We start from the raw sequence: 24,333 nt of genomic DNA, 5'->3' as shown, positions 1-24,333 counted from the left end.
CAGTACTCCTGGATAGGGCCTCAGGCGGCGGCCTGGGATGCGGTGGAAGTGGTGTCGTCGGTGGCGATGCGCTCGGCGAGCGAGGCTACGGCCGCCTGCGTGGCGTTCTGCGCCGTCACGACCGAGTCCAGCTGCGACGAGATGGTCTTGAGCGTGTCGGACATCTCGGTGGAGTTCGAGAGCTGCGAGAACTGCGCCATCTGAGCCAGCATTTCCTTCTGGTCGACCGGGTTGGTCGGGTCCTGCTGTTCCATCTGCGCGAGCATGAGCTTGAGGAAGTCGTTCGAGTTGAGCGCTGCGAGCGACGTCTTGTTAGTGGCCGTGGCGCTCGTCGCGGCGCTTGTCGAAGTTGCGGAAGTGACGGTCATTTCATCCTCATCGTGTCGAGCATCAGCTGCTTGGCGGTGGACAGGGCCTCGACCATATTCTGGTACTGGCGAGAGGCTTCGAGCATCTCGACCATCTCCGCGTTCTCATCGACGGGAGCGACCCAGACGTCGCCGTTCTCGTCGGCGAGCGGGTGGTCGGGATTGTGCTGGCGTACGGCGGCGGCCTGTTCGCGCACCACGCCTTGTACTTCCACGGAAGCCAGGCCGCTGGCGCGGTCGAGATCTTCGGCGAAGACGGCGCGGATCGGCTTGTAGGCCGCATCCTCGCTGCCCGAGACGGTGCCCGCGTTGGCAAGGTTCGACGCGGCGGCGTTCATCCGCACGAGCTGCGCCGACATGCCGCGCTGGGCGACGTCGAAGAGAGTGAAGGGCTGGCCCATCGTCAGTCGCCCTTCAGCGCGCGGGTGACGGTTTCCACGCGCCCGCGAATGAACTGGAGCGTGGCGGCATAGCCCACCGCGTTCTCGGAGAAGGCGAGCTGTTCGTTCTGCAGCTCGACGGTGTTGCCGTCGAGCGAGGGCATGACCGGGGTGCGGTACAGCGTTGCGCGATCGGCTGCGGTCGAGACGTCGGTGCCGGTCTCGGCCGCCTTGAGCGCGGCGTTGAAATCGATGTCCTTCGCCTTGTAACCGGGGGTGCCGGCGTTGGCGATATTGGAGGCGAGCAGGCCCATGCGCTGTGAGCGCAGTTCCAGAGCCGTGCCGTTGATGCCGAAAAGATCGGGCATTTCTCAAATCCTACAATTGCCTGACGGCTATCTCGCAAACACCGTGCCAAATTCGAGGATCGAGGCTTTCCTGCGGTCTTGTGGCTCTTCTTCGGGTCGACCGGCGGGCCGGGCGGCAAGAGTTTGCCGGGAAGGCGGCAAATGTGCGCCTGCGGGGCCTTCAAAGCCGGGCGCCGTTGCCGTTCTGGCAGGGGAAGGAGACTTGCGCCGATGCAGCCGCAGAACCTGTTCGATGCCACCAGCGCCCTGATCGTCGTTGGCGGGACGTGCCTTGCCACGCTCCTGCGCTGCGGTCTGGGCGATACCCGCGCGGCGCTTGGCGCGCTCATGGGGCTGGGGCGCAGCAATTTCGATGCGGGGCGCGTGCGCGCCCAGCTCGCGGTCCAGGTCCGCGGGATGCAGAAGGACGGGGTCCTTCGCACCGAACCGCTTTCTTTCGGCGATGCCGAATTTACCGAGGCCACCGATGCCTTGATCGGCTCGCGCTCGGTGTCGGCGCTGCATCGCGCGCATGCGGTGCACAAGCGCAAGCGCAATCAATACAGCCAGCGCGCCGTGCAGACGCTGAACCAGGCGGCGGATCTCTCCCCGGTGTTCGGGCTGGCCGGCACGCTGGTGTCGCTCAGCCAGTTGCCGGCAGGCGAAGGGCCGGGCGGCAATTTTACCGCCGCCATCTCGATGGCGGTGCTCACGACGCTCTACGGGCTGCTGCTCGGCAATCTCGTCTTCGCCCCGCTGGCGCGCGCCGTCGCGCGCCGCGCGTCCGACGAGGAGCAGGAGCGGCAGGACGTGCTGGACTGGCTCGAAAAGCAGGTGGCCGAAGCCCTGCCGGCAACGCAGGGCGCGAATGTCGTGCGGCACCGTGCATCGGCGGCGGGGCGCAGCAGGTGAGCGTTCGCGCGGGGCACGGCTGGCAGACCTCGCTGGCGGATCTCTCGCTGATCCTGTTCATCGTCACGGCCGCGACGGTCAGCCGGCAACCGCAGGTGCCGGCATTGCCGTCGCGTGCCGCGGCAGCGCCGTCGCCGCAGACGGAGCCGCTGTCGGTCTATGTCGCCGCACCCGATGCCCCGCCGCTGGCCGACTGGCTGCGCGAACAGGCGGCCGATCCGCGCCAGCAACTGACCATTACCGCGCATTACGGCAGCGATGCCGGCGCGCAGGCCCGGGCGCTGGCGCAGGCCACGCGGCTGCTGGCACAGGCCGGCGCGCAGGGGCAGGCCGCCCGCATGGTGGTGGAGCCGGGCGAGGGGCCGGTGCGCGCCGTGCTCGCCTACGACGCACCGCGTGTCGGAGAATCCGGAGAGTGATTGGCACACGTTTTGCTTAGGTTTGGCGAAAGTCCAACCGTCGGGAAGACCATGTCATGACCCCCAGCCTCGTTCTCCTTGCCGCCGCCGCGGCGTCCGGAGCTTTCGCCGATCTCGATGCGATCGACCGCCAGGTCGCGGCCTTCACCGGCGCGCCCGTCGGCGAGGCGGGCGGTGCCCTGACCCCGGTCGACCGGCGCCTGCGCCTGCAGCCGTGCCGCAGCGGCATTGCCCTGTCCTGGCGCACGCGGCAGGAGCAGAGCGTCGTGGTCCAGTGCGGGGACATCAACGGATGGCGCCTGTTCGTGCCGGTTCGCCGGGCCGCCCCGGTTGCCGCCGCCGCCGCTCCTGTTCCCGTGGCCAATGCGGTCAACCGCGGCGATGCCGTGGCTATAGCAATTACGGGTGACGGATTTACCGTATCTCAACCGGGAGAGGCGATGGAGGCAGGACCGGTCGGCGCATGGATTCGCGTGCGTCCCGCCGGATCGGCAAATTCCCGCGCGGAACCGATGCGCGCGCGCATCGAACGCCCCGGGCTGGTGACGCTTCCGCTGCCGTAAGGCGGCAGAATATTTCGTGTTTTGCCGGCAAGTGGCAGTTTTTTGCCGACCCCATTAAAATATCCGATGCCGCGCCGTTCTTGAATGCAGGAACTTTCAAGGAGCGGCATCATGCCACCTATCGAAGTTGGACCTGCACGAGCGATCACGGCGATCGAGGCAAGGCTGGCCCGCGCGGCGGGCGGTGACGCGCTGCCCGGTGCGAACGGGGTAGCGGCGCATCGCAAGACGAGCGACGCGAGCACTCTGGCGAGCACGGCCGTGGAAACCTCCGACGCACTCGATCCGGGTGCGGCACCGGTCGATTCCGACCGCGTCACGGTTGTTCGCAAGGCCATTGAAGCCGGCAAGTATCCGGTGGTCCCCACCAAGATCGCAGATGCCATGATCGCAGCCGGCGTGCTGCTCAGGAGCCCGAAGCAATGACCTCTTCCGACCTTCGCGATACCCTGCGGCAGATGCTTGCCGTTCTGGAGGAGGAACGGCAGGCGCTTGCCGGTCTCGATCTCGATGCGATCGTCGGGGCGACCAACAACAAGAATCATCTGTGCGGCACGCTCGATTCCGTCGACCCGGCCACGCTCGACGAGGAATGCCTCGGTCTGGTGGACGCGGCACGGCGTCTGAACGAGGTAAACCGCCAGGTTCGCAATATCGTGGCCGCCAATGTCTCGCGCCGTCTCGACGCCCTGACGGGCGGGCCGCAGCTCTATCGGGCCAGTGCGGGCTATACCCGCGCAGCCACTCTCGCCTGACCGAAAGGCATTTGGCACGCCCCTTGCTTAAGGCTGTTCCGGTAACCTTTGTGCCGGGAGCAGCAGTTGAGCGAAGGACAAGTCATCAACGGGATCGGCAGGGCCGTGCCGATGGGGGGATCGCAGACGCGAGCCGCCATCGCCCGCGCCTCCGAAGCGACCGGGGTCGACTTTCAGTACCTGCTCGCGCAGGCGAAGCTGGAATCGAGCCTCGATCCTGACGCCCGCGCCGCCACGTCCAGCGCGGCGGGGCTTTACCAGTTCACGCAGGGAACCTGGGTGGAGACCCTCGGTCGCCATGGTTCGAGCCATGGCATGGCCTGGGTCAACGATGCCATCCAGGGTGGCCGCATCACCGATCCGGGCATGCGCGCACAGGTCATGGGCCTGCGCTACGATGCCGACGTCTCGTCGATGATGGCCGCCGAGCTTGCCAGCGACAACCGCGCCGAACTGACCGCGCAACTGGGCCGCGAGCCCGACGCGACCGAACTTTACCTCGCACACTTCCTGGGGATTTCCGGCGCCGGCAAGTTCCTTTCCGCGCTCTCGACCAATCCCGCGCAGAGCGCGGCGGGCATTCTGCCCAAGGCGGCCGCGGCCAATCGCAAGATCTTCTTCGACGGCGGCATGCCGCGCAGCGTCGGTTCCGTGATGGAACTCATGCGGGGAAAGGTGGCGAATGCCATGGAGAACGGCGATGCCGGGCTCTGGGCGAGCGCCGCCGGCATGCAGGGCGCGGCGAACGTGCCCGCCGACCCGGCATCGCAATCCCGCGCGCCCTCCTGGCAGCCGCAGATGGGCCCGCTCGCCCGCGAGTTCAATTCGAGCCTCCCGTCCATGCCGCAGACGCCGCAAGTGGCGACGCGTTCGATGGCTGAAACGCTGAGGGGCACGTTCGGGGCTTCGTCCGAGGCCGCTCCCGCGCAGGTGCGTGACGCCTACGCCAAGCTCGCGAGGTTCAACCTGTGAACCTGCTCAACCGCATGGGCGACCCCGGCGCGATGGCGCTGCCGGCGGGCATCCTGATCCTCATCGTGCTGATGATCGTGCCGGTTCCGGCCTTCGTGCTCGATGTCTCCTTCGTGATGAACATCGCGCTTTCGGTCGCGGTGCTCATGGCGGCGATGAACGCCGAAAAGCCGCTGGACTTCTCCTCGTTCCCGTCCGTGCTGCTGTTCGCGACGCTGCTGCGCCTCGCGCTCAACGTCGCCTCGACCCGCGTGGTGCTGGTCCACGGGCACGAGGGCGAGGCGGCTGCGGGCAAGGTGATCGAATCCTTCGGCGAATTCCTGATCGGCGGCAATTTCGCCGTCGGCATCTTCGTCTTCCTGATCCTGGTGATCATCAACCTGGTGGTCGTCACCAAGGGTGCGGGCCGCGTTTCCGAAGTGTCCGCGCGCTTCACCCTGGACGCCTTGCCCGGCAAGCAGATGGCGATCGACGCAGACCTTGCCGCAGGCCTGATGACGGCCGAAGAGGCCAAGGCCCGCCGCCGCGAGGTGTCCACCGAAGCCGATTTCTACGGCTCGATGGACGGTTCCTCCAAGTTCGTGAAGGGCGATGCCATCGCCGCCCTGCTGATCCTGGGCGTCAACATCATCGCCGGCTTCTGCCTGGGCATGATCAGCCACGGGATGTCCGCGGGCGATGCCGCGCAGAACTACATCACGCTGGCCATCGGCGATGCGCTGGTCGCGCAGGTGCCCTCGCTGCTGCTTTCGATCGCCGCGGCCGTCATCGTCACCCGCGTGTCTGACAGCCGCGACCTTGCCGGCCAGATCGGCGGCCAGTTTGCCGCCCCCGGCACCTGGCTGCCGGTTGCTGTCGTGCTCGGTGCGATCGGCATGATCCCGGCGATGCCGCAGACGATCTTCCTGCCTGCCGCCGGCATTGCCCTGTGGCTCTGGAACGTCCTGCGCAAGCGCGCTGCGATCGCTGCCATACCGGTGGTGGAGCCACTGCCCGAGATCGATCCCGCGCGGATCGACCTGGAGGAGGTCTCCGACCACACGCTCGTCACCATCGAGCTGGGCTACGGTCTCGTGCAACTGGTCGACGAACGCCACGGTTCACCGCTGGTCACGCGGGTTACCGGGGTGCGCAAGCAGCTCAGCCAGGCCTTCGGCTTCATCGTCCCGCAGTTCCGTGTGCGCGACGCCCTTGACATGCCGCCCTACGACTATCGCATCACGCTGGGCGGCGTGAACCTCGGCGGCGCCACGATCCGCGCCGACAAGATCCTGGCGATCGACACCGGCGAGGTGCGTCACGGGCACACCTTGCGCGGCGAGGCCACGCATGACCCCAGCTTCGGTTGCCCGGCGCTGTGGATCGACGTCGCCGCGCGCGATCACGCCACGGCGGAAGGCTTCCTCACCGTCGATCCCGGCACTGTCATCGCGACGCACCTCAACCAGTTGCTGGGTGAGCGGCCGCAGGACATGCTCGGGCCCGATCAGGTGCAGGCGCTGCTCGAATCGCTCAAGGAGCACGCGTCGGGCCTCATCGAGACGATCCACCCCCAGCCGCTGTCGCTCGCCGCGCTCACGCGCCTGCTGCGCGCGCTGCTGGAAGACCACATTCCGATCTCGCATCCGCTGCCGATCCTCGCCAGCCTGTCGCGCGCCGTACAGCAGACCGCCGACCACGACCGCCTGGTCGAACTGGTCCGCGCCGATCTGGGCGGGCTCATCGTCGGGCGCATCTGCCCGCCGCACGCGCGGCTGCCGGTGGTGACGCTCGATGCCGGGCTGGAAGGCGCGATCGTGCAGGGCATGCAGGACCCCGTCACCGGCCAGCCGGTGATCGAGCCGGACCTCGCGCGCATGATCGGCGAAAGCATTTCCACGCTGGCCGAGGCCAGGGGCCCCGGCGCGATCCCGCTTACCCTCGTCGTCCAGCCGCGTGCGCGGCGTGCCCTTGCCGCGCTGCTGCGGCTGCGCGCGCCCGCCTGTCTCGTCCTCTCGATCGCCGAGCTGCCCGCGATGCAGCCGATCGAGGTGGTCGACGTCATCGGCGCTCCGCAGCCGCATCAGGCACCCGGACTGCCGCACCCCGATTCCGCCCAGACCGACCAACACGTCCAAGTCGAGAGCATGGCCGCATGAAACAAGACCAGAGCGCCTTCACCACCTCGCCGGTACTTCCGGTGCTGCCCGCCGCCGGGCCCGCTGCCCGGTCCAGCCGGGTCGCCGGGGCCTATCAGGGCGATGTCGCGGACCGGGTCCGACGATTCCTGCCGATGGTCCGGCGGCTGGCGTGGCACGTCCACGGCACCGGCCGTCCGGGGATCGAGCTGGAGGATCTCGTCCAGGCCGGGCTCGTGGCGCTCACCGAGTGTGCGCAGAAGCACTCCGGGCCGACCGAGGACGGCTTCGCCGCCTATGCCAAGATGCGCGTGCGCGGGGCGATGGTGGACCTGATCCGCCGCACCGTACCGATCTCGCGCGGGGCGAACGAACGCCGCCGCCAGCTGGTCGAGAAGGAAAACGAGCTGCGCGGCGAACTTGGCCGCGATCCGCTGCCGCATGAACTGGCCGAGGCGATGGGCATGGCCGAACCCGACCTCGCCGCGCTGCAGGATTCCAGCCGGCCGCTGCGCTTCGATTCCATCGACGAGGTCTATTCGGACCAGAACATGGCCTTCGCCGACGAGGAGCCCGACAGCTTCTCGCTGCTTGCCGACGAGGAAATGCGCGGCGCGGTGATCGGGGCCATCTCGGATCTGCCCGAGCGGCTGATGCTGGTGGTCCAGCTCTACTTCGTCGAGGAAATGAACCTGGCCGAGATCGCGCAGGTCCTGGAGGTGTCGATCCCGCGCGTCCACCAGCTCAAGGCGCAGGCGCTGGGCAAGCTGCGCGCCAGCCTGGAGGGGATGGTCGAGGTCCTGTGACATGGGCGTCCGATGAGCCCGATCTCATCGGAATTCCGGAATAAAGACGCAGGGCCGTCATGCGGTTCGTCGATGACGGTGTGGCGTTTGTCGATTCGACTTCCGTTCGGTTTCGACAGTATCTACCCACGCACCATGCGTGGCGGGAGCGCACTCCCGCTGTCCCAAGACTGTCCGGGAGCCTCTTCCATATGATCAAGCACGGCAGACTCATGCGCGCGGCTCTTCTGGCCGCTCCCTTGCTGGCCTTCGCAATCGCGCCGGGCGCCGCCATGGCCGGGGAACCGGCGGTGCAGAGCGCCACGCCCTCCGCCGGGCAGGTGCCCGTGGAATACCACAAGCTGGCCAACGGGCTGAAAGTGGTGATCTCGCCCGATCATTCGGTCCCCACGACCACGATCGGCGTCTATTACGGTATCGGCTTCCGCATCGAGCCGCGCAACCGCACCGGGTTCGCGCACCTGTTCGAACACATGATGTTCCAGGGCTCGCAGAACCTCGGCAAGGCGGAGTTCATCGGCCTCGTCAACAAGAACGGCGGCGTGCTCAACGGCTCGACCCGGTTCGATTTCACCAATTACTTCGAAGTGGTTCCCAGCAACACCACCGAGACGTTCCTGTGGGCCGAGGCGGACCGCATGAAGGGGCTGGACATCACCCAGGCCAATCTCGCCAACCAGCAGGCGGTGGTGAAGAACGAGGTCAAGGTCAACGTCCTCAACCAGCCCTATGGCGGCTTCCCCTGGCTCGACCTGCCGCAGCTGGCCAATACCAACTGGTACAACGCGCATAATTTCTACGGCGATCTCAAGGAGATCGATGCGGCGACGCTGGAGGACGTGCAGGCCTTCTTCAAGCAGTACTACGCGCCCAACAACGCCGTTCTGGTGATTGCCGGCGATGTCGATCCGGCCGAGGTCATGGGCTGGGTGAACACGTATTTCGGCGCGATCCCCGCCGCGCCGAAGATCGAGCGCCCCGACGTTTCCGAACCGCGCCAGACCGAGGAGAAGCGCAAGGAGAAGATCGACCCGCTGGCCCCTCAGCCAGCGGTCGCCTGGGCCTATCACGTACCGCCCAAGGGCACGCCCGAGCTGGCCGCCTTCCGCCTCATCGACCTGCTGCTGATCCAGGGCAAGGACAGCCGCTTCAGCCAGGTCCTGGTGAACCGGAAGGGCTATTCGGACAGCGTCGACGGCGGCATCAACTGGCCGCTGGGCGATGCCTACGACTACAACGGCCCGATGCTGTGGTCGGGCATGATGATCCACGGTCCCGATGTGAGCGACGACCAGATCATCACCGACATCGACGGCATCGTGAAGGACCTGCAGACCAATCTCGTCAGTCCCGCCGAACTGACCCGCGCCAAGACCAAGGCACGTTCTGCGCTCTACGACACGCTGGGCAACGGCAACCGCGTCGGCCTCGTCAACCTGCTGGCCTGCTTCGCGCTGTTCGATGACGATCCCGGGCGTATCAACATGCTCGAAAAGGAGATCGATCAGGTCACGCCCGAGCTGATCCGCAAGACGGCACGCGAATACCTGCGTCCGACCAACCGCACGATCATCGACCTCAAGCCCGGCAATGCCGCGGCCGAGACCGCTAAGTAAGGGAGGGGAAGCGATGAAGACGATCATGACTTTCGCCACCGCGACCGCCGCCCTGGCGCTTGCGATCTCCGCCGTTCCCGCCGCCGTGCTGGCCCGGGAAGCGCCGCCGGCGCCCAGCGCCCCGCGTCCGTTCACCCTGCCGCAGATGATGACCTACGCGCTGCCCAACGGCATGCAGGTCACGCTTGTTCCCTATGGCAACGTGCCCAAGGTGAACATCCTCGCCGCCGTGTGGACCGGCAATATCGACGATGGCTCGAACGTCTGGCTGGCCGACATGACCGGCGCGCTGATGCAGAAGGGCGCGGGCGGGCGCGATGCCTCGCAGCTTGCGGAAGCGGCGGCGGGCATGGGCGGAAGCCTCTCGCTGTCCACCGGTCTCAACCTCACCGCGGCAACGATGGACGTGCTGAGCGAGGATGCACCCGCCGCGATCGCGCTGATCGCCGACCTGCTCGAACGTCCCGACTTCAAGCCGGACGATCTGGAGAAGGTGCGCGCGGACCTGACGCGCAACCTGACCGTGGCGAAATCCAGCCCGGAATCGATCTCCAGCGAGGCGTTCCAGCAGGTGATCTATCCCGATCATCCCTATGGCCGGGTCTTCCCGACGCCGGAACAGCTCGCGGGCTACACGCTCGATCAGGTCAAGGCGTTCCACGCCGCCAACTTCGGCGCGGCGCGTACGCATTTCTACGTCGTCGGCCAGTTCGATGCGGCCGGGGTGCGCAGCGCGATCGAAAAGGCGTTCGGCGGCTGGAAGGCCGGACCGGCGCCGACGTCGCTGCCGGCACCGGTCAATGCCGAGCCTGCGGTCAGGCTGATCGACAGGCCGGGCGCGCCGCAATCGATGGTGGTGATCGGCAAGCGGATCGACAAGCCCGGCGCCGAAGTCGACTTCAAGGCGGCCAGCACCCTGCTGGGCGGCTATTTTTCCTCGCGCATCACGCGCAACATCCGCGAGGACAAGGGCTACACCTATTCGCCGCATGCCCGGCTTTCGGACCGGGTCGAAGGCGCGTCGTGGACGGAAGACGCCGCTGTGACCGCCGAATCGACCGGCCCGGCGATCACCGAGATCTACAAGGAAATCCGCCGCATGCAGGACGAGCCGCCGACCGGGGCCGAAGTGCAGGGCATCAAGAACTACATGAACGGCACGTTCGTGATCGGCCTTGCCTCGCGCGGGGGCATGGCGGGCTCGCTTGCCAACCTCGACCTGCTGGGCCTCGGTGCAGGCTACATGAATGCCTATGTCGGCAAGGTCAGTGCCCTGACCGCCACCGACCTGCAGGACGCGGTCAAGCGGGAACTGGCGACCGACAGGATGAGCGTCGTCGTGGTCGGGCCGCTAGAAAGCGTGCGTCCGCAGCTCGAAAAGGTGCCGGAACTCGCCGGGCGGCTAGAGCAGCCCGAGTAGGACGACCGCTAGTCCCGCCCAGAACACGAGCGAGGACACAACGGCGATGGCCAAGGCGAGGGCGATGTTGCTCTCGCCCTGTTCCGGCATGTTTGCCGGGGCATTGATCGCAAGCCATTCGGGCAGCGGATCGGCTTCGCGACGCGGCGCGCATGCATTGTCCGTGTAGCGGCGTTGAATGTCGAGCAGCATGAGGTTGGTCTCCCGGGGGGCAGGGAACGTCCTTGCGCCGATTCTTATCCCGCAACGAAAGCCGCCGACATTGGTAATGTGCCGTATCAGCCGCCTGCCTTTTCCGCGAGCAGCGCGGGGGTGAGGACCTGGGGCAGTTGCTCGGCCTTGCCGTCGCGGGCGTACCACACATAGAGGGGCACGCCCGCCGCGCCTTGTGCGGTAAGGTAGCGGGTGATCTCCGGATCGCGTCGGGTCCAGTCTCCGCGCAGGACGACCACCCCGGCCTTGTCGAAGGCGGTCCTGGTCTCGGTGCGCTCGATGGCGACTTCCTCGTTGACCTTGCAGGTGAGGCACCAGTCGGCGGTCATGTAGACGAACACCGGCTTGCCCGATGCACGGGCCTTCGCCAGCGCCTCCTCGCTGAAGGGCCGGGTGTCGAGGATGGACTCGATGTGGGCTGCGGGCGGGGCCGGTTGAGGCAGCAGAAGGGTCCCGCCGGCGGCAGCCAGAAGCGCGACGATGGCCTGAACCGCAGCGCCCTGTCCCTTGCGTTGGCGGCGGCCCAGCCATGCGAGGATGGCGATGACGACGGCGGCAATGCCGAAAGTCAGGGCGGCAAAGCCAGTGCCGCCCACTTTCCACACCAGCCAGGCCAGCGCCAGCGCGGTCAGCCCCATCGGCAGGGCCATCCAGTGCCGGAATTTCACCATCCATGCGCCGGGCCTGGGCAGCCGCGTCCTCAGCGCGGGGACGAAGGCCACGGCGAGGAAGGGCAGGGCAATGCCCAGACCCAGCGCCGCGAAGAGGGCGAGGGCAGGCAGCACCGGCAGCAGCAGCGCCGCGCCCATGGCAGAAGCCATGAACGGCCCGGTGCAGGGCGTGGCGACGAAGGCAGCGAGCAGTCCGGTAGCGAATGCGCCCTGCGTATAGCTGCGCGGCGATCCGTTGCCGACGAAGCCGGGCACGGTGAATTCGAACAGGCCCAGCAGGTTCGCGGTGATCGCGGCGGCCAGCAGGAACAGCGCGACGACGACCAGCGGCTCCTGCAGCTGGAAGGCCCAGCCTACCTGCTCGCCGCCCGCGCGCAGCGCCAGCAGCACGCCGCCAAGGACCAGGCAGGCGACGATCACGCCCGCCGCATAGGCCAGCCCCTCGATCCGCGCATGGGCCTCGCTTTCGCCCGCGCGGGCGAGGCTCAGGGCCTTGAGGCTGAGGATCGGGAAGACGCAGGGCATCACGTTGAGCAGCAGCCCCCCGGCCAGCGCCGCCAGCAGCAGCCAGGGCAGCGCGGGCAGGTCCGGCGCTTCGCCGCTTGCCACCGGGACGCCGCCGGTCGGCACCTCACCGGGGCGGGCCGTGAAGGAAATGCCGTTGCCTGCGGCGTCCAGCTTGAGCACGCCCTCCACCTCATCCGCCCCGCGCGGAGCGAAGCGCGCGCGCGGGATCGTGACCAGCAGCGTGTCGCCCTTGCGCGCGAAAGCCTGCGGCGCGGCGTAGTCGACCAGCTTGTCCTCGCGAATGAAGACATGCGGCGATGCCAGTTCCACCGAGGCGGGCAGCGGGATCGCGAGGCGTAGCGCCTTGTCGGTCAGCGCCATGGCGGCGGTGGCGTCGAGCGGCGCGGGCAGGTGGCGGCGCCATTCGTCGAAACGGGCCGCGACGTCCGGGGCTTCTTCTGCCGCTTGACCGGTGCCGACCGTGACTTCGGTCGCCAGTTCGGCGCGTTCGGGCACGCAGATTTCTTCGGTGCAGGCCAGCCACTGGGCCTTCACGCGCACCGGCATCCGGCTGCCCGGTGCGGCATCCGCCGGCACCGTGAAGGGGACCAGCACCGCGTACTCGCTCTCGTAGACGTGGTTCATCAGCCCCTGGACGAGCAGCGTCTGCGGCACCGGATAGCGCGGTTCGCCCACGCTCGCTCCGTCGGGCAGGGACCACTCGAGCTGCATGCCCAGCCCGGCATCGCCCGGATTGACCCAGTAGCCGTGCCAGCCCTCGTCGGGCGTCATGCGGATTGCGATCGTGGTTTCGGCGCCCGGTGTGGCGGCGGGGCCTGCGACCAGCTCGGCGGCGATGTGGTTGGGCGCGGCGGCTGCTGGGGTGTTCCACAGCAGTATCGCCAGCAACTGACACAGGAGTGCCACGAAGTGGCGGTAGCGGCGCAATTTCATGAAGCTTCCGTGTGTTGGCAGGCCCTTGCGCTCGAGGCGCGATCCGGTCATCCACGCATCTGCCCCCATTGCGCCGATTTTTCAAGGAACTCCCCCCGATGCGCCTTTCCCTCAGTTCGATCGCCCTTGCGACTGCCCTTGCAGTCTGTTCGCCCGCTTTCGCCGAGGAAGCGCCCGCACCGGCACCGGCTGAGGCACCTGCGGCAGAGCCCGCCAGCCCGCCGAAGCTGATCGTTGCCATCTCGGTCGACCAGTTCTCGGCCGACCTCTTCGCGCAGTACCGCGAGCATTTCTCGAAGGGCTTCGCGCGGCTGCTGACGGGCGCCGTGTTCCCGAGCGGATACCAGTCGCACGCCGCGACCGAGACCTGCCCCGGCCACTCGACGCTGCTCACCGGCGTCCATCCCGCGCGCACCGGGATCGTGGCGAACAACTGGTACGTCCCCGGCATCGGCCGCAAGGACAAGAAGGTCTATTGCGTCGAGGACGAGACGAACCCCGAGAGCACGTCGAAGAATCCGGTCGTCTCGCCCGATCACCTCAAGGCACCGACGCTGGGCGATCTCATGAAGAAGGCCAATCCGGCCACGATCAACGCCGCCGTCTCGGCCAAGGACCGCGCGGCGGTGATGATGAGCGGGCATGATACCGACGCGGTCTACTGGTTTCAGGGCAAGGGTTTCACCACGTTCGCGGACCGCAAGATCTCGCGGGCCGTCGTTGCCGGAAACACGGCGCTGCAGAAGATCGTCGACGCCGGCGATGGCGCGCTGCCCGTTCCGGGATGGTGCGGCGCGGTCGACCGGGCGGTGAAAGTGGGTGACTTCACCATCGGCACCTACCGCTTCCCGCTCAAGGCGGGTGACTATGCCGCCTATGGTTACGGGCCGCGTCTCGATGCCGCGACGGGGGACATGGCGATCCGCATGGTCGACGAACTGGGCATGGGCAAGGACGCGGTGCCCGACGTGCTCTCGGTCAGCTTCTCGCAGACCGACCGCGTCGGCCATGCCTTCGGCACCGAGGGCGTGGAAATGTGCATCCAGCTTGCCCAGCTCGATGCGACGCTGGGGCAGCTGTTCGACGCGCTCGATGCGCGCGGTCTCGACTACGCCGTGGTACTGACGGCCGACCACGGCGGCTTCGATGCACCCGAGCGGCTCGACCAGGAGGGCTATCCCGACGCCAAGCGGATGAGCGAGGATCTCGAAATCGGCGCGCTGGCCGATGCGGTCTCGCAGGATACCGGGATCACCGCGCCGCAGGGCAAGCTGCTTTACGGCGGCGGCGGTTCGGGCGACATCTATCTGGCCTCCGGCCTTACCGATGAGCAGCGCAAGACGGTGATCGACGCGCTGGTCGCACGGCTCCGGGACAACCCCGAGGTGGCGAGCATCTACACCGCCGAGCAGCTCGAACAGCTGCCGGTGCCGCATGGCAATCCGCAGGACTGGACGATGATCGAGCGCGTGCGCGCCTCGTTCGATCCCGAGCGCTCGGGGCAGGTGCTGATGATGACCCGGCGTGGTGTCGTGCCGATCGTCCATCCCGGCCCGGGCTATGTCGCCACGCACGGCAGCCCCTGGGACTACGACCGCCGCGTGCCGATCGTGTTCTGGCGCAAGGGCATGACCGGAGAAGAGCAGCCCGCACCGGTCGAGACGGTCGACATCGCGCCGACTCTGGCGGCTCTCGTGGGCCTGAAGGAACCGGAAGGCACATGGGACGGCAGGTGTCTCGACATTGACGGCTCGGAGGCCGATACCTGCGCTCGATGAGCGACTCGGACACGACTGCGAAGCCCGCGGGTGAGACCCGCGACCTGATCATCCTTGGCGGTGGCCTCGTCGGCATGGCGCTGGCTCTGGCCGCGGCCCGGGCGGGGATCACCAGCCACGTGATCGACCGTGCCGATCCGGCGGAACTGACTGCCGTCGGCGCGGACGGGCGCGCCTCGGCGATCTCCACCGCGAGCTGGAACCTCTTCGCCAATATCGGGCTGGGCGAGCGGCTTGCCCCGCTCGGCTGCCCGATCGATTCGATCGCGGTGACCGACGGGATGAAGCCCGGCCAGATCGACTTTACGCCCAAGCCGGACGAAGGTTCGCTGGGCCGGATGTTCGCCAACCGCGACCTGCGTCTTGCGCTGTTCGATGCGGCGAAGGACGAGCCCAATATCGCCTGGCATGTCAGGACCGAGGCGGTGCGCCGTGATCGCGGGCCGCACGGCGTTGAGGTGGAACTGAGCGATGGACGCGTGCTGCGCGCCTCGCTGCTGGTCGCGGCGGAAGGCCGCCAGTCGCCCACGCGCGACGAGGCCGGCTTCTCGATGGCCAAGTGGGACTACAAGCACCGTGCCATGGTGACCGGCCTGTTCCACGAAAAGCCGCACGGGAACACCGCCTGGGAAATCTTCTATCCGGCGGGCCCCTTCGCTCTGCTGCCTCTGCTCGACGACGAGGAAGGCCGCCACCGCAGCGCGCTGGTCTGGACCGTGGCGGAAAAGGACGCGGCGGGCGTCATCGCCATGAACGATGCGATGTTCGTGAACGAAGTTTCGGCGCGCATGCACGGCGTGCTGGGCAAGATCGACCTTGCTGCCCCGCGCATGAGCTATCCCTTGCGCTTTCACCATGCTGCGCACGTGATCGACGAACGCCTCGCGGTGATCGGCGATGCCGCGCACGGCATGCACCCGATCGCCGGGCAGGGCCTGAACCTGGGCCTGCGTGACGTGGGCGCGCTGGTCGAAGTGCTGACGGACGGCATGCGCCTCGGCCTCGAGCCGGGCGATGCGCAATTGCTCGCGCGCTACGAAAAGTGGCGCAGCCTCGACAGCTTCATGGTCATGTCGGTCACCGACAGCCTGACGCGCCTGTTCGGCATCCCTGGCAAGCTGCCCAGCGCCGTGCGCCGCCTCGGCATGGGCGCGGTGCAGCGTATGCCGACCCTCAAGCGCTTCTTCATGGACGAGGCGCGGGGCATGTCGGGCAAGCTGCCGGAACTCTTGCAGGGCTAGGACGGATCGACATTCAGAAGATGGCGAGCCGAAAAAGGTGTTTTTACGGGATCCGGAGCGCAGCGTACTTTTAGTACGTGAGCACCGGAAGCGCGGAAAAGCGCCATTTGCAGGCCGTCAGGGCTGAATGTCGATCCGCCCTAGGCCCTACCCGGCTTTTCAGCCCTTCGGTTTGCCAGCCACGCTTGGCGGAACGGCCTGCGTGGGCGTTGCCAGCGGGCTCGGCTGGTCCACCTTGTGTCCTTCCGCATCCTTCAGCCGGCTCGGTTCGAGCATGGCGGTCGTCTCGAGCAGGTCGAGCGCGCGCTGGACGTCTTCGTAGCGGTGGGCGTCGGCGATCCATGTGTCGGCGGCTTCCGCGCCGGGCAGGCGCTCGACTTCCTTGATGGCATTGCCGATGCGCCGCGCGGTCAGCATCACCCGGGCGCGGTCGATGCGCGCCGAAGGCGAGACCAGCGCCGCGGAATCACGCCGCACGACGAAGAGCGCGCTGAACTCCGCAGTGGCCCGATCCCACAGGCTTTGCGTGCTTTCGGTGACGGTCAGCTCGGGCGAAAGCGCTTCGAGCCTTGCGGACAGCTCGTCGATGGTGACGGGATTCTTGCTGAAGGCGATGATCGTTTCCACCGCGCGCGGCTGGGCGTTCATGAAGCGCAGGCGCAACTGGTCGGCGACGTAGCTGAGCGGCTCGCCCCGGTCGATCATGCGGCGCGCGGCAAAGGCGATCAGCAGCCCCTCGGCGCGCGCGGCATTGCCCGATGCCGCATCGGTCTGGAAATCGATGCGCGAGAGCCGGTCCTCCAGCAGCGCCAGCCGGCCTTCGACCGACCCGAGCGCGGCCATTTGCGCGGCGGTGGCTTTCGGTGCGGGCTTGCCGGCTTCCTCGGCCTGCTGCGCGGGTTCCACCACGGTGTCCGCGAGCGTCGCAACGTCGGTCTCCTCCACGACGGGTTCGGGCAAAACGCCCGAAAGATAGCCGCGCGACGAGGCCCAGCCGACCACTGCCGCCCCGAGCACGAAGGCCATCAGGGCGATGAACACAGTGATGCTGCGCGAACGTGAACGACCCGTGGAAGAAGCGACTGGCGTAGAGAAGTCCTGCATTTAGCCTTGTTCTGGCAGTTGTGATCCCGATGAGGCCTCTTCGCACATCTGGGCCGCCAAGGCCAGCAAAGCGGCATCGTTGGGCTGATCGGCGCTGCGCAGCGTCCCCCAACCGGTTCCGGCGCGAGCGCTAACGCGCGGGCCGATGGTGGCCAGCAGCAGCCGGCCACGGTCTATTCCGGCGTTGTCGCACAGCCCCGCGAAGCGCGTGGCGGCCTCGCCCGAATGGAGCAGGACCAGCGCTGGTTCGGCAAGGTACGTGGCCAGATCGGGGGGCAGGGGCAGCGGCTCGCTCGCATAGACCTGACGGGTCGTGACCGCGATGCCTTCGGGCACGTCCAGCGCCACCCGTTCGCGCCCGGCAAGGCGCAGCAAGGTGCGGTGTTCCGGTCGCAGGGCGCGCAATATCTGCTGCAATCCGCCGCTGCCGGTTTCCACCACCTCAAGCCCGGCTGCGCGCGCCGCTTCGGCCGTTTTCGCGCCGACGGCATAGGCAGGCATTTCGCGATAGAGCGAAAGCGCCGCGCCTGCGTGGCGCAGGGCGTTGGCGCTGCCGAGCAGCAGGGCGTCGACCTGTTCGCGCGGTACTGGTTCCCAAGGCAGCGGGCGCACCGCGAACAGCGGACAGGCATGGGCATCGAGCCCCATCGCGCGCGCCGCGCGGACAGTCGCACTCGCCCCCGGTTCGGGCCGCAGGACGAGGACCGGAAGCGCCATTCAGCCGCCGGGGCCGCCGAAATGGACGGCGATGGCAGGCACGGCGCGGGCCAGCAGGTCGGCGGCAAGGTTCGCCGGGCCTTGCATGTCTCCCGCCGCGAAACGCGCTTCGCCCTCGACATGCTCGGCACCGTCCGGGCTGTAGAGCGCAGCGCGCATGGCGAGCTGGTCGCCCTCGGCGCGGGTGAGCACGGCGATCGGGCTGTGGCAATTGCCGCCGAGCCCGGCCAGCAGCGCGCGTTCGGCCAGTACTGTCGCGCGGCTGGGCGCGTCGTCGATGGCCGAGAGAAAGTCGCGGGTGCGGGCATCGTCGGCGCGGCATTCGATCAGGATCGCGGCCTGCCCTGGCGCGGGCAGCCAGCGTTCCTCGTCGAGGGGATGGCCGGTGCCGTGCTCGCCCAGCCGCGCGAGGCCGGCGGCGGCAAGGAAGGTTGCGTCGGCTTCTCCGGCGGCGAGCTTGGCCAGCCGCGTTGCCACATTGCCGCGGAAGGTCACGACCGTGCAGTCCGGCCGGGCGTGGAGGAGCTGGGCGGCGCGGCGCGGAGCGCTGGTGCCGACCACGGCACCCTGCGGCAGCGCGGCGATGCTTTCCGCGCCGATCAACACGTCACGCACGTCCGCGCGTTCCAGCACGGCGCCGATGGCGAACTGCGCGGGCCGCAGCGTTTCCACGTCCTTGGCCGAGTGCACGGCGAAGTCGATCTCGCCCGCCGCAAGCCAGGCGTCGAGTTCCTTGGTCCACAGGGCCTTGCCGCCGATTTCGGCCAGTGCGCGGTCCTGGATGCGATCGCCGCTGGCGGTAACGGCCACGATCTCTATATGCGCCGGATCGATTCCATGCGCCCGCGCCAGTCGGTCGCGCGCTTCCTCGGCCTGGGCCATGGCGAGCGGCGAGCGGCGGGTGCCGAGGCGGAAAGTCTGGTTTGGGGTATGTGTCTGCGTTTCCATGGGCGGCTTGTGCTACCCGCCAATGTCGTTCAGGGGAAGTGCGGCCAAAGATTATGAGTATGAGGATTGTTCTCGGCATAGAATCGTCGTGCGACGAGACGGCGGCAGCGCTGGTTACCAGCGAGCGCCAGATCCTTGCGCAGCGCATCGCTTCGCAGGACGATGTGCACCGCCCCTATGGCGGCGTCGTGCCCGAAATCGCCGCGCGCGCCCATGCCGAGCGGCTGGCCCCGATGATCGAGGCGACGCTGGCCGATGCCGGGATGACGCTGGATCAGGTCGATGCCATTGCCGCCACCGCCGGGCCGGGCCTGATCGGCGGCGTCATGGTGGGCCTCGTGACCGGCAAGGCGCTGGCGATGGCGGCGGACAAGCCGCTGATCGCGGTCAACCATCTGGAAGGCCACGCGCTTTCGCCGCGTCTGGCCGATGCCGATCTGGCCTATCCCTACCTCCTGCTGCTGGTTTCGGGGGGGCATTGCCAGATCCTGCTGGTCGAGGGTGTGGGCCAATTCCGCCGCCTCGCCACCACTATCGACGATGCGCTGGGCGAGGCCTTCGACAAGTCGGCCAAGGTGCTGGGGCTCGGCTATCCCGGCGGCCCGGCGCTGGAGCGGCTGGCGCTGCAGGGCGATGCGAAGAAGGTGCCGTTGCCGCGTCCGCTGATGGGCAGCGCGGAGCCGCATTTCTCCTTTGCGGGCCTCAAGAGCGCGGTGATGCGCGCCAAGCAGGCCATGCCGCTGCCGGTGCAAGGTTGTGTGGCGGGCAGCGTGATCCCGCCTGCCTATACCGACGCGGATATTGCGGCCTCCTTCCAGCAGGCCGCGATAGACTGCCTGATCGACCGCACCCGGCGCGCGATTGCCGGGGTGGGGCCGGTCAACGCGCTGGTCGTCGCGGGCGGGGTTGCCGCCAATACCGCGATACGCGGCGCGCTGGAGACGCTGGCCGATGACCACGGCCTGCCGTTCATTGCTCCGCCATTGGGACTGTGTACCGACAATGCGGCGATGATCGCATGGGCCGGTCTGGAACGGCTGGAGCAGGGGCAGTCCGATCCGCTCGACGTGGCGGCGCGGCCGCGCTGGCCGCTCGATCCGGATGCCGAGGCAGTGCGCGGCGCGGGAGTGAAGGCATGACGGCAGAGGTTGGCGTAATCGGCGCGGGCGCCTGGGGCACGGCTCTGGCGCAGACGCTGGCGGGCGGTCCCGACGGCAGGGGCGGCACCGAAGTCCTGCTCTGGGCGCGCGAGAGCGAGCTGGTCGAGCAGATCAATACCGAGCACCGCAACGGCCTTTATCTGCCGAGTGCCGAACTGGCCGAGACCGTGCGCGCGACGAGCGATCTGGCCGAACTGGCCGATCTGCCCGCGCTGCTGGTGGTCGTGCCCGCGCAGTTCCTCGCCTCGGTGATCGCGGGGCTGCCGAAGGGCGAGCGCGATCTTGTCCTGTGCGCCAAGGGTATCGAGGCGGAAACCGGGCGGCTGATGGCTGACGTCGCCGCCGATGCCGCGCCCGAGGCGCGTCTGGCAGTGCTTTCGGGGCCGACTTTCGCGCACGAGGTGGCAGCAGGGCTGCCTACCGCCGTCACACTCGCCTGCTCGGGCGGCGAAGACCAGTGGGACCGGCTCTCGCATGTGATCGCGCGTCCGGCTTTTCGTCCGTATTATTCCGACGACGTGACCGGGGCCGAGATCGGCGGTGCGGTCAAGAACGTGCTCGCCATTGCCTGCGGTGTGGTCGACGGGCTCAAGCTCGGGCAGAACGCCCGCGCGGCACTGATCGCGCGCGGCTATGCCGAGATGCTGCGCTTCGGCCTTGCGCGCGGCGCGCGGGCCGAGACGCTCTCGGGCCTGTGCGGGCTGGGCGATCTGGTGCTGACCTGCTCGTCGACGTCGAGCCGCAATTTCTCGCTCGGCCTCGCGCTGGGGCAGGGGCTGACCGCAGCCGAGGCGCTTTCGGGCAAGAACAGCGTGGCAGAGGGCGCGACCACCGCGCCCGTGCTGGCCGAACTGGCCCGCCGCGATGGGATCGAGATGCCTATCGTCGATGCCGTCTGCCATCTGCTCGACGGAGAAATGCCGGCTGGTGCCGTTGTCAGCGAACTCCTGGCGCGCCCGCTGAAGGCTGAGCAGGAGTCCGCTCTTTGAGCGAGCATACAAGCCGCGAGAACGTGGCGCGGGAAAGACGCGAGCAGGACGACATTGCCGCCTTGGCCAAGGGCGGGCGGACGAATTTCTTCGGCTTCTTCCTGCGCCTTGCCGCGCGCATCCCGTTTCTGTTCATCGCCGGCCGCGCCGCTGCTTATGGTCCGTCGGCGCTCGGCCGTTTCGCGTCCGCACTGGTGGTGATCGAGCTGACCTCGATGCTCTGCACGATGGGCGAGAAGCGCGGCCTTGCCCAGCGCCTCTCCGATACCGAAGGGCAGGTGCATCCGGCCAATGTCGTTGCCGACGGCACGATTCTGGCGGTGATCGCCTCGTGCGCCGCCGCGCTGTTCTTCTACCTCGTGCCCGAACCGATGTTTCCGGGCGGCAGATATACCGAGATCGATCGGCTGATCGTCATCGCCATTCCGCCGTTGACGCTGACCGAGATCTGGCTGGCCGCGCTCGCCTATCGCCTGCGCATCAGCCCCACGGTCTGGTCGCGCGCGATCGTGGAGCCGTGGACGATCTCGATCATGGCAGGCGCAATGATCTGGGTCGCGCCCGAAAGCGGCCTGACGCTGGCCTATGTCGCCTCTATCTTCGCTGCCGCGCTGACGGCGTTCATCCCGTTCTTGCGCGAATATGGCCTGCCGCGGGGCTGGCGGCCGAAGCCGCGCGAAATGCAGAAACTGGCGATGCGCTCGCTGCCGATCGCGCTGGCCGATGCCATCGAATGGGGCACGCGGCGCGTGGACATCTTCCTGCTGGGCTTCCTCGCGCCGCCCGCCGCGGTCGGCGTCTATTACGCCGCGCAGCAGGTCGCCAGCCTGCCGCAGAAGCTCAAGACCAGTTTCGAGCCGGTGCTGGGCCCCGTCATCACCCGCAATCTCAAGAAGAAGGACTATGCCGCGATTGCCCGGCAGGTCTGCCAGGTCGGCTTCTGGATCACGGCGGCGCAGGCGGGAATCGCGCTGGCTCTGGCGATCCCGGGCGAGGGCGTGATGGGCCTTGTCGGGCGCGAGTTCGTGGGCGGCACGGGCGCGCTCGCGTTCCTGCTCGCGGCCGAAGTCGTCGCCGCTACGGCCGTCGTCAGCGAAGCGGCGCTGATCTATATGGCGCGGGTCAGGAACCTCATGATCTCGGTGCTCACGATCGGCCTGCAGGCGGTGCTGACGCTCGGCGGTATCCTGCTGATGCAGCATCTGGGTTACAATCCGCTGTATCAGGCTGCGACGGCTGCGGCCGCGCTGATGCTCGCGTTGGGTCTGTCCTCGATCGTGAAATCGCGCATGCTGGCCCGCCGGCTGGGGCAGCCGATCAACAACTGGCGCTGGGCGCTGGTCTGGGCAGCGGCGCCGGCGGTGGTGCTGGGCTATCTTGCCACGCATTTCCTGCCGGAGTGGGCGGAATTGCTGTTCGGTATTCCCGCCATCCTCGGATCGTACATGTGGGTGATCTGGAAGAAGGCATTCGGCCCTGAAGACAGGAAGCTGTTCCAGAAAACAAAAACCGTACCGGCAGTATAGAAAAAGTCCCGGTCCGGTATGTTACCGTCGCGATGCATTCATTCGCGATTAAGCCGCTTTGCGGCGTTCTCCATGGCGGAAGGCGCGCTGTGGAGGGAAGATCATGTGGATTACGCGTAGCAAGGCTTGCGCCGCGGTCATGGCGATGACGTCGACCGCGGCTTTTGGAATTCTGGCGGGTTGCAGCGCAGCGAACCAGGCTCCCCCCGAAAGAGTGACCACGGTCGACATCAAGGAACCGCGCGGCAATGTCGCGCCCCCACCACCGCCGCCTCCCGCGCAAGCGACGACCAGCGCGGAACAGAGCGTTATCATCACCACCGGGCGCAAGGCAACGGCGGCGGACGTGGGGGCATCCATGGTGCCCGCGCCGGCCTATGCGCCGCCTCTGCAGGCCTATGCGCCGCCTCTGCAGGCCTATGTTCCGCCGGTCCAGATGGCGGTGGATCCGGGACGCGAGCGTTACGCGGGTAAGGAAGTCTCGCCCGTCCACCTCGTTCAGTCCGAGCCGGTCTCGACGTTCTCGGTCGATGTGGACACCGGCGCCTATGCCAATGTCCGGCGCTTCCTGACGCAGGGCAGGCTCCCGCCGCAGAGCGCGGTGCGGACCGAGGAGATGATCAACTATTTCCGCTATGCCTATCCGCGCCCCGACAGCCGCGAGGCACCGTTCTCGGTGACGACCGACGTGGCGACGACGCCGTGGAATCCGCATACGCGCCTGCTGCGCGTGGGCCTGCGCGGATACGATCTGCCGCGCAACGCCCGGCCGCCGGCGAACCTCGTGTTCCTGCTCGACGTGTCCGGGTCCATGAACTCGCCCGATAAGCTGCCCCTGCTCAAGACGGCGCTTTCGGGGCTGGCGGGCGAGCTGGGTCCGAAGGACCAGGTCTCGATCGTCGTCTATGCCGGCGCTGCGGGGCTGGTGCTGCAGCCGACCAACGATCCGCGCAAGATCCGCGCGGCGCTCGACCGGTTGCAGGCAGGCGGCTCCACGGCAGGCGCAGCCGGGCTCAAGCTTGCCTACAACATCGCCAGGGACAATTTCATCGAAGGCGGCGTCAACCGCGTGCTGATCGGCACCGACGGCGATTTCAACGTCGGCGTCTCCAACAACGACGATCTCATCGCGATGATCGAGAAGGAGCGCGACTCGGGCATCACGCTCACCACGCTTGGTTTCGGGCAGGGCAATTACAACGAAGCGATGATGGAGCAGATCGCCGATCACGGGAACGGCAACTATTCCTATATCGACACCGCGCTCGAGGCGAAGAAGGTGCTGGGCGACGAGATGAGCTCGACACTGTTCACCATCGCCAAGGACGTGAAGATACAGGTCGAGTTCAATCCCGCCGTGGTCAGCCAGTACCGCCTGCTCGGCTACGAGAACCGCGCCCTGCGCGAGGAGGACTTCGACAACGACAGGGTCGATGCCGGCGACATTGGCGCGGGCCATCAGGTGACGGCGATCTACGAGATCGTGCCTGCCGGCGCGAAGGGCTGGATCGCGCCGCGTCGCTACGACAGGGACGCGCCCATGGCCGGCAACCCGGCGAAGGAACTGGCCTACGTCAAGCTGCGCTACAAGCTGCCGGGCGGCGACACGTCGAAGCTGATCGAACGGCCGGTCCCGGCCAGCCTGATGGCCAATGCCCGGCCGGCGACCGGCGATTTCGCCTTTGCCAGTGCGGTTGCGGCCTTCGGCCAGACGCTGCGCGGCGATGAACTGATGAACGGCTATTCGGGCGAACAGATCGCATCGCTCGCCGGGACGCAGTCCGATTACTGGCGTCAGGAATTCCTCAAGCTGGTCGACATGGCCGATACGCTCAAGGGTGGCTGACAGG

24 protein-coding genes are annotated in these 24,333 nt (G+C 67.7%); 16 read left to right on the top strand and 8 right to left on the bottom strand.

Annotation, left to right across the window (positions count from 1 at the left end; genetic code table 11):
- Positions 1-20 precede the first annotated feature (20 nt).
- Genes NZK81_RS01190 through flgB form a run of 3 tightly spaced genes read right to left on the bottom strand, consistent with a single transcriptional unit; the run spans position 21 to position 1,116 of the window.
- Positions 21-368, bottom strand: coding sequence for a flagellar hook assembly protein FlgD (locus tag NZK81_RS01190; protein ID WP_260043231.1), 348 nt, complete (start codon positions 366-368; stop codon positions 21-23).
- A complete protein-coding gene (gene flgC, locus NZK81_RS01185; protein WP_260043230.1) occupies positions 365-769 on the bottom strand; it encodes a flagellar basal body rod protein FlgC in 405 nt (134 codons plus the stop codon). Before flgC ends, NZK81_RS01190 begins: the two co-directional genes overlap by 4 nt.
- A 2-nt stretch (positions 770-771) precedes the next feature.
- Positions 772-1,116 carry a flagellar basal body rod protein FlgB gene (gene flgB / locus NZK81_RS01180; protein ID WP_260043228.1) on the bottom strand — a complete coding sequence of 115 codons (345 nt, stop codon included), beginning with the start codon at positions 1,114-1,116 and terminating at the stop codon, positions 772-774.
- A 210-nt stretch (positions 1,117-1,326) separates the two neighbouring features.
- Here flgB and NZK81_RS01175 point away from each other — a divergent pair, with 210 nt between their 5' ends.
- The 10 genes from NZK81_RS01175 to NZK81_RS01130 all read left to right on the top strand — a co-directional run bounded on the left by NZK81_RS01175 (position 1,327) and on the right by NZK81_RS01130 (position 10,675).
- The gene (locus tag NZK81_RS01175; RefSeq protein WP_260043226.1) at positions 1,327-2,007 is read left to right on the top strand and encodes a MotA/TolQ/ExbB proton channel family protein; all 681 of its coding nucleotides are present in this window, start codon (positions 1,327-1,329) and stop codon (positions 2,005-2,007) included.
- Entirely contained in the window at positions 2,004-2,426 is a 423-nt protein-coding gene (locus NZK81_RS01170; RefSeq protein WP_260043225.1) for a hypothetical protein, read from the top strand. The genes NZK81_RS01175 and NZK81_RS01170 overlap by 4 nt, the downstream gene beginning before the upstream one ends.
- 56 nt (positions 2,427-2,482) lie before the next feature.
- A complete protein-coding gene (locus NZK81_RS01165) occupies positions 2,483-2,989 on the top strand; it encodes a flagella basal body P-ring formation protein FlgA (RefSeq protein ID WP_260043224.1) in 507 nt (168 codons plus the stop codon).
- Between the two features lie 111 nt (positions 2,990-3,100).
- Entirely contained in the window at positions 3,101-3,415 is a 315-nt protein-coding gene (locus tag NZK81_RS01160) for a flagellar biosynthesis anti-sigma factor FlgM (protein WP_260043223.1), read from the top strand.
- Positions 3,412-3,744 (top strand): flagellar protein FlgN, encoded by a 333-nt coding sequence (locus tag NZK81_RS01155; RefSeq protein WP_260043222.1) that lies wholly within the window; start codon positions 3,412-3,414, stop codon positions 3,742-3,744. The genes NZK81_RS01160 and NZK81_RS01155 overlap by 4 nt, the downstream gene beginning before the upstream one ends.
- 111 nt (positions 3,745-3,855) lie before the next feature.
- Complete coding sequence (locus NZK81_RS01150) at positions 3,856-4,716, top strand: transglycosylase SLT domain-containing protein (protein ID WP_419181642.1); 861 nt, start codon at positions 3,856-3,858, stop codon at positions 4,714-4,716.
- 14 nt (positions 4,717-4,730) lie between these two features.
- The gene (locus tag NZK81_RS01145; RefSeq protein ID WP_419181641.1) at positions 4,731-6,854 is read left to right on the top strand and encodes a flagellar biosynthesis protein FlhA; all 2,124 of its coding nucleotides are present in this window, start codon (positions 4,731-4,733) and stop codon (positions 6,852-6,854) included.
- Positions 6,851-7,639 carry a sigma-70 family RNA polymerase sigma factor gene (locus NZK81_RS01140; RefSeq protein WP_260043219.1) on the top strand — a complete coding sequence of 263 codons (789 nt, stop codon included), beginning with the start codon at positions 6,851-6,853 and terminating at the stop codon, positions 7,637-7,639. The genes NZK81_RS01145 and NZK81_RS01140 overlap by 4 nt, the downstream gene beginning before the upstream one ends.
- A 191-nt stretch (positions 7,640-7,830) precedes the next feature.
- On the top strand, positions 7,831-9,255 hold the full coding sequence (locus NZK81_RS01135; RefSeq protein ID WP_260043218.1) for a M16 family metallopeptidase: 1,425 nt from the start codon (positions 7,831-7,833) through the stop codon (positions 9,253-9,255).
- A 13-nt stretch (positions 9,256-9,268) separates the two neighbouring features.
- Entirely contained in the window at positions 9,269-10,675 is a 1,407-nt protein-coding gene (locus NZK81_RS01130; RefSeq protein ID WP_260043217.1) for a M16 family metallopeptidase, read from the top strand.
- Here NZK81_RS01130 and NZK81_RS01125 read toward each other — a convergent pair.
- Together NZK81_RS01125 and NZK81_RS01120 are read right to left on the bottom strand one after the other, a co-directional pair.
- The gene (locus NZK81_RS01125; protein ID WP_260043216.1) at positions 10,658-10,867 is read right to left on the bottom strand and encodes a hypothetical protein; all 210 of its coding nucleotides are present in this window, start codon (positions 10,865-10,867) and stop codon (positions 10,658-10,660) included. The two genes, NZK81_RS01130 and NZK81_RS01125, sit on opposite strands and share 18 nt — an antisense overlap.
- An 86-nt stretch (positions 10,868-10,953) precedes the next feature.
- On the bottom strand, positions 10,954-13,020 hold the full coding sequence (locus NZK81_RS01120) for a protein-disulfide reductase DsbD family protein (protein ID WP_260043910.1): 2,067 nt from the start codon (positions 13,018-13,020) through the stop codon (positions 10,954-10,956).
- A gap of 98 nt (positions 13,021-13,118) precedes the next feature.
- Here NZK81_RS01120 and NZK81_RS01115 point away from each other — a divergent pair, with 98 nt between their 5' ends.
- Positions 13,119-14,798 (top strand): alkaline phosphatase family protein, encoded by a 1,680-nt coding sequence (locus NZK81_RS01115; protein ID WP_260043215.1) that lies wholly within the window; start codon positions 13,119-13,121, stop codon positions 14,796-14,798.
- On the top strand, positions 14,795-16,039 hold the full coding sequence (locus NZK81_RS01110; RefSeq protein WP_260043214.1) for an FAD-dependent monooxygenase: 1,245 nt from the start codon (positions 14,795-14,797) through the stop codon (positions 16,037-16,039). The genes NZK81_RS01115 and NZK81_RS01110 overlap by 4 nt, the downstream gene beginning before the upstream one ends.
- Before the next feature lie 159 nt (positions 16,040-16,198).
- Here NZK81_RS01110 and NZK81_RS01105 read toward each other — a convergent pair whose 3' ends face one another.
- From NZK81_RS01105 to hemC, 3 genes are read right to left on the bottom strand one after another with little or no spacing between them, the layout of a single operon-like run.
- On the bottom strand, positions 16,199-17,143 hold the full coding sequence (locus tag NZK81_RS01105; RefSeq protein ID WP_260043213.1) for a hypothetical protein: 945 nt from the start codon (positions 17,141-17,143) through the stop codon (positions 16,199-16,201).
- Positions 17,144-17,860 (bottom strand): uroporphyrinogen-III synthase, encoded by a 717-nt coding sequence (locus NZK81_RS01100; protein ID WP_260043212.1) that lies wholly within the window; start codon positions 17,858-17,860, stop codon positions 17,144-17,146.
- Positions 17,861-18,808, bottom strand: coding sequence for a hydroxymethylbilane synthase (gene hemC / locus NZK81_RS01095; protein ID WP_260043211.1), 948 nt, complete (start codon positions 18,806-18,808; stop codon positions 17,861-17,863).
- 59 nt (positions 18,809-18,867) lie between these two features.
- On the opposite strand from hemC, the gene tsaD reads away from it, so the two are divergent.
- From tsaD to NZK81_RS01075, 4 genes are all read left to right on the top strand, one after another.
- Entirely contained in the window at positions 18,868-19,947 is a 1,080-nt protein-coding gene (gene tsaD, locus NZK81_RS01090) for a tRNA (adenosine(37)-N6)-threonylcarbamoyltransferase complex transferase subunit TsaD (protein WP_260043210.1), read from the top strand.
- Positions 19,944-20,957: an NAD(P)H-dependent glycerol-3-phosphate dehydrogenase gene (locus NZK81_RS01085; RefSeq protein WP_260043209.1), complete on the top strand. Its 1,014-nt coding sequence runs from the start codon at positions 19,944-19,946 to the stop codon at positions 20,955-20,957. The genes tsaD and NZK81_RS01085 overlap by 4 nt, the downstream gene beginning before the upstream one ends.
- Entirely contained in the window at positions 20,954-22,483 is a 1,530-nt protein-coding gene (locus NZK81_RS01080; protein ID WP_260043208.1) for a lipopolysaccharide biosynthesis protein, read from the top strand. Before NZK81_RS01085 ends, NZK81_RS01080 begins: the two co-directional genes overlap by 4 nt.
- A 103-nt stretch (positions 22,484-22,586) precedes the next feature.
- Complete coding sequence (locus tag NZK81_RS01075) at positions 22,587-24,329, top strand: YfbK domain-containing protein (protein WP_260043207.1); 1,743 nt, start codon at positions 22,587-22,589, stop codon at positions 24,327-24,329.
- Positions 24,330-24,333: the final 4 nt, after the last annotated feature.

The sequence above is a fragment of the Novosphingobium mangrovisedimenti genome, assembly GCF_025153475.1.
Lineage (GTDB): Bacteria > Pseudomonadota > Alphaproteobacteria > Sphingomonadales > Sphingomonadaceae > Novosphingobium > Novosphingobium mangrovi_A.
This window is presented reverse-complemented; position numbering and strand designations above follow the sequence as displayed.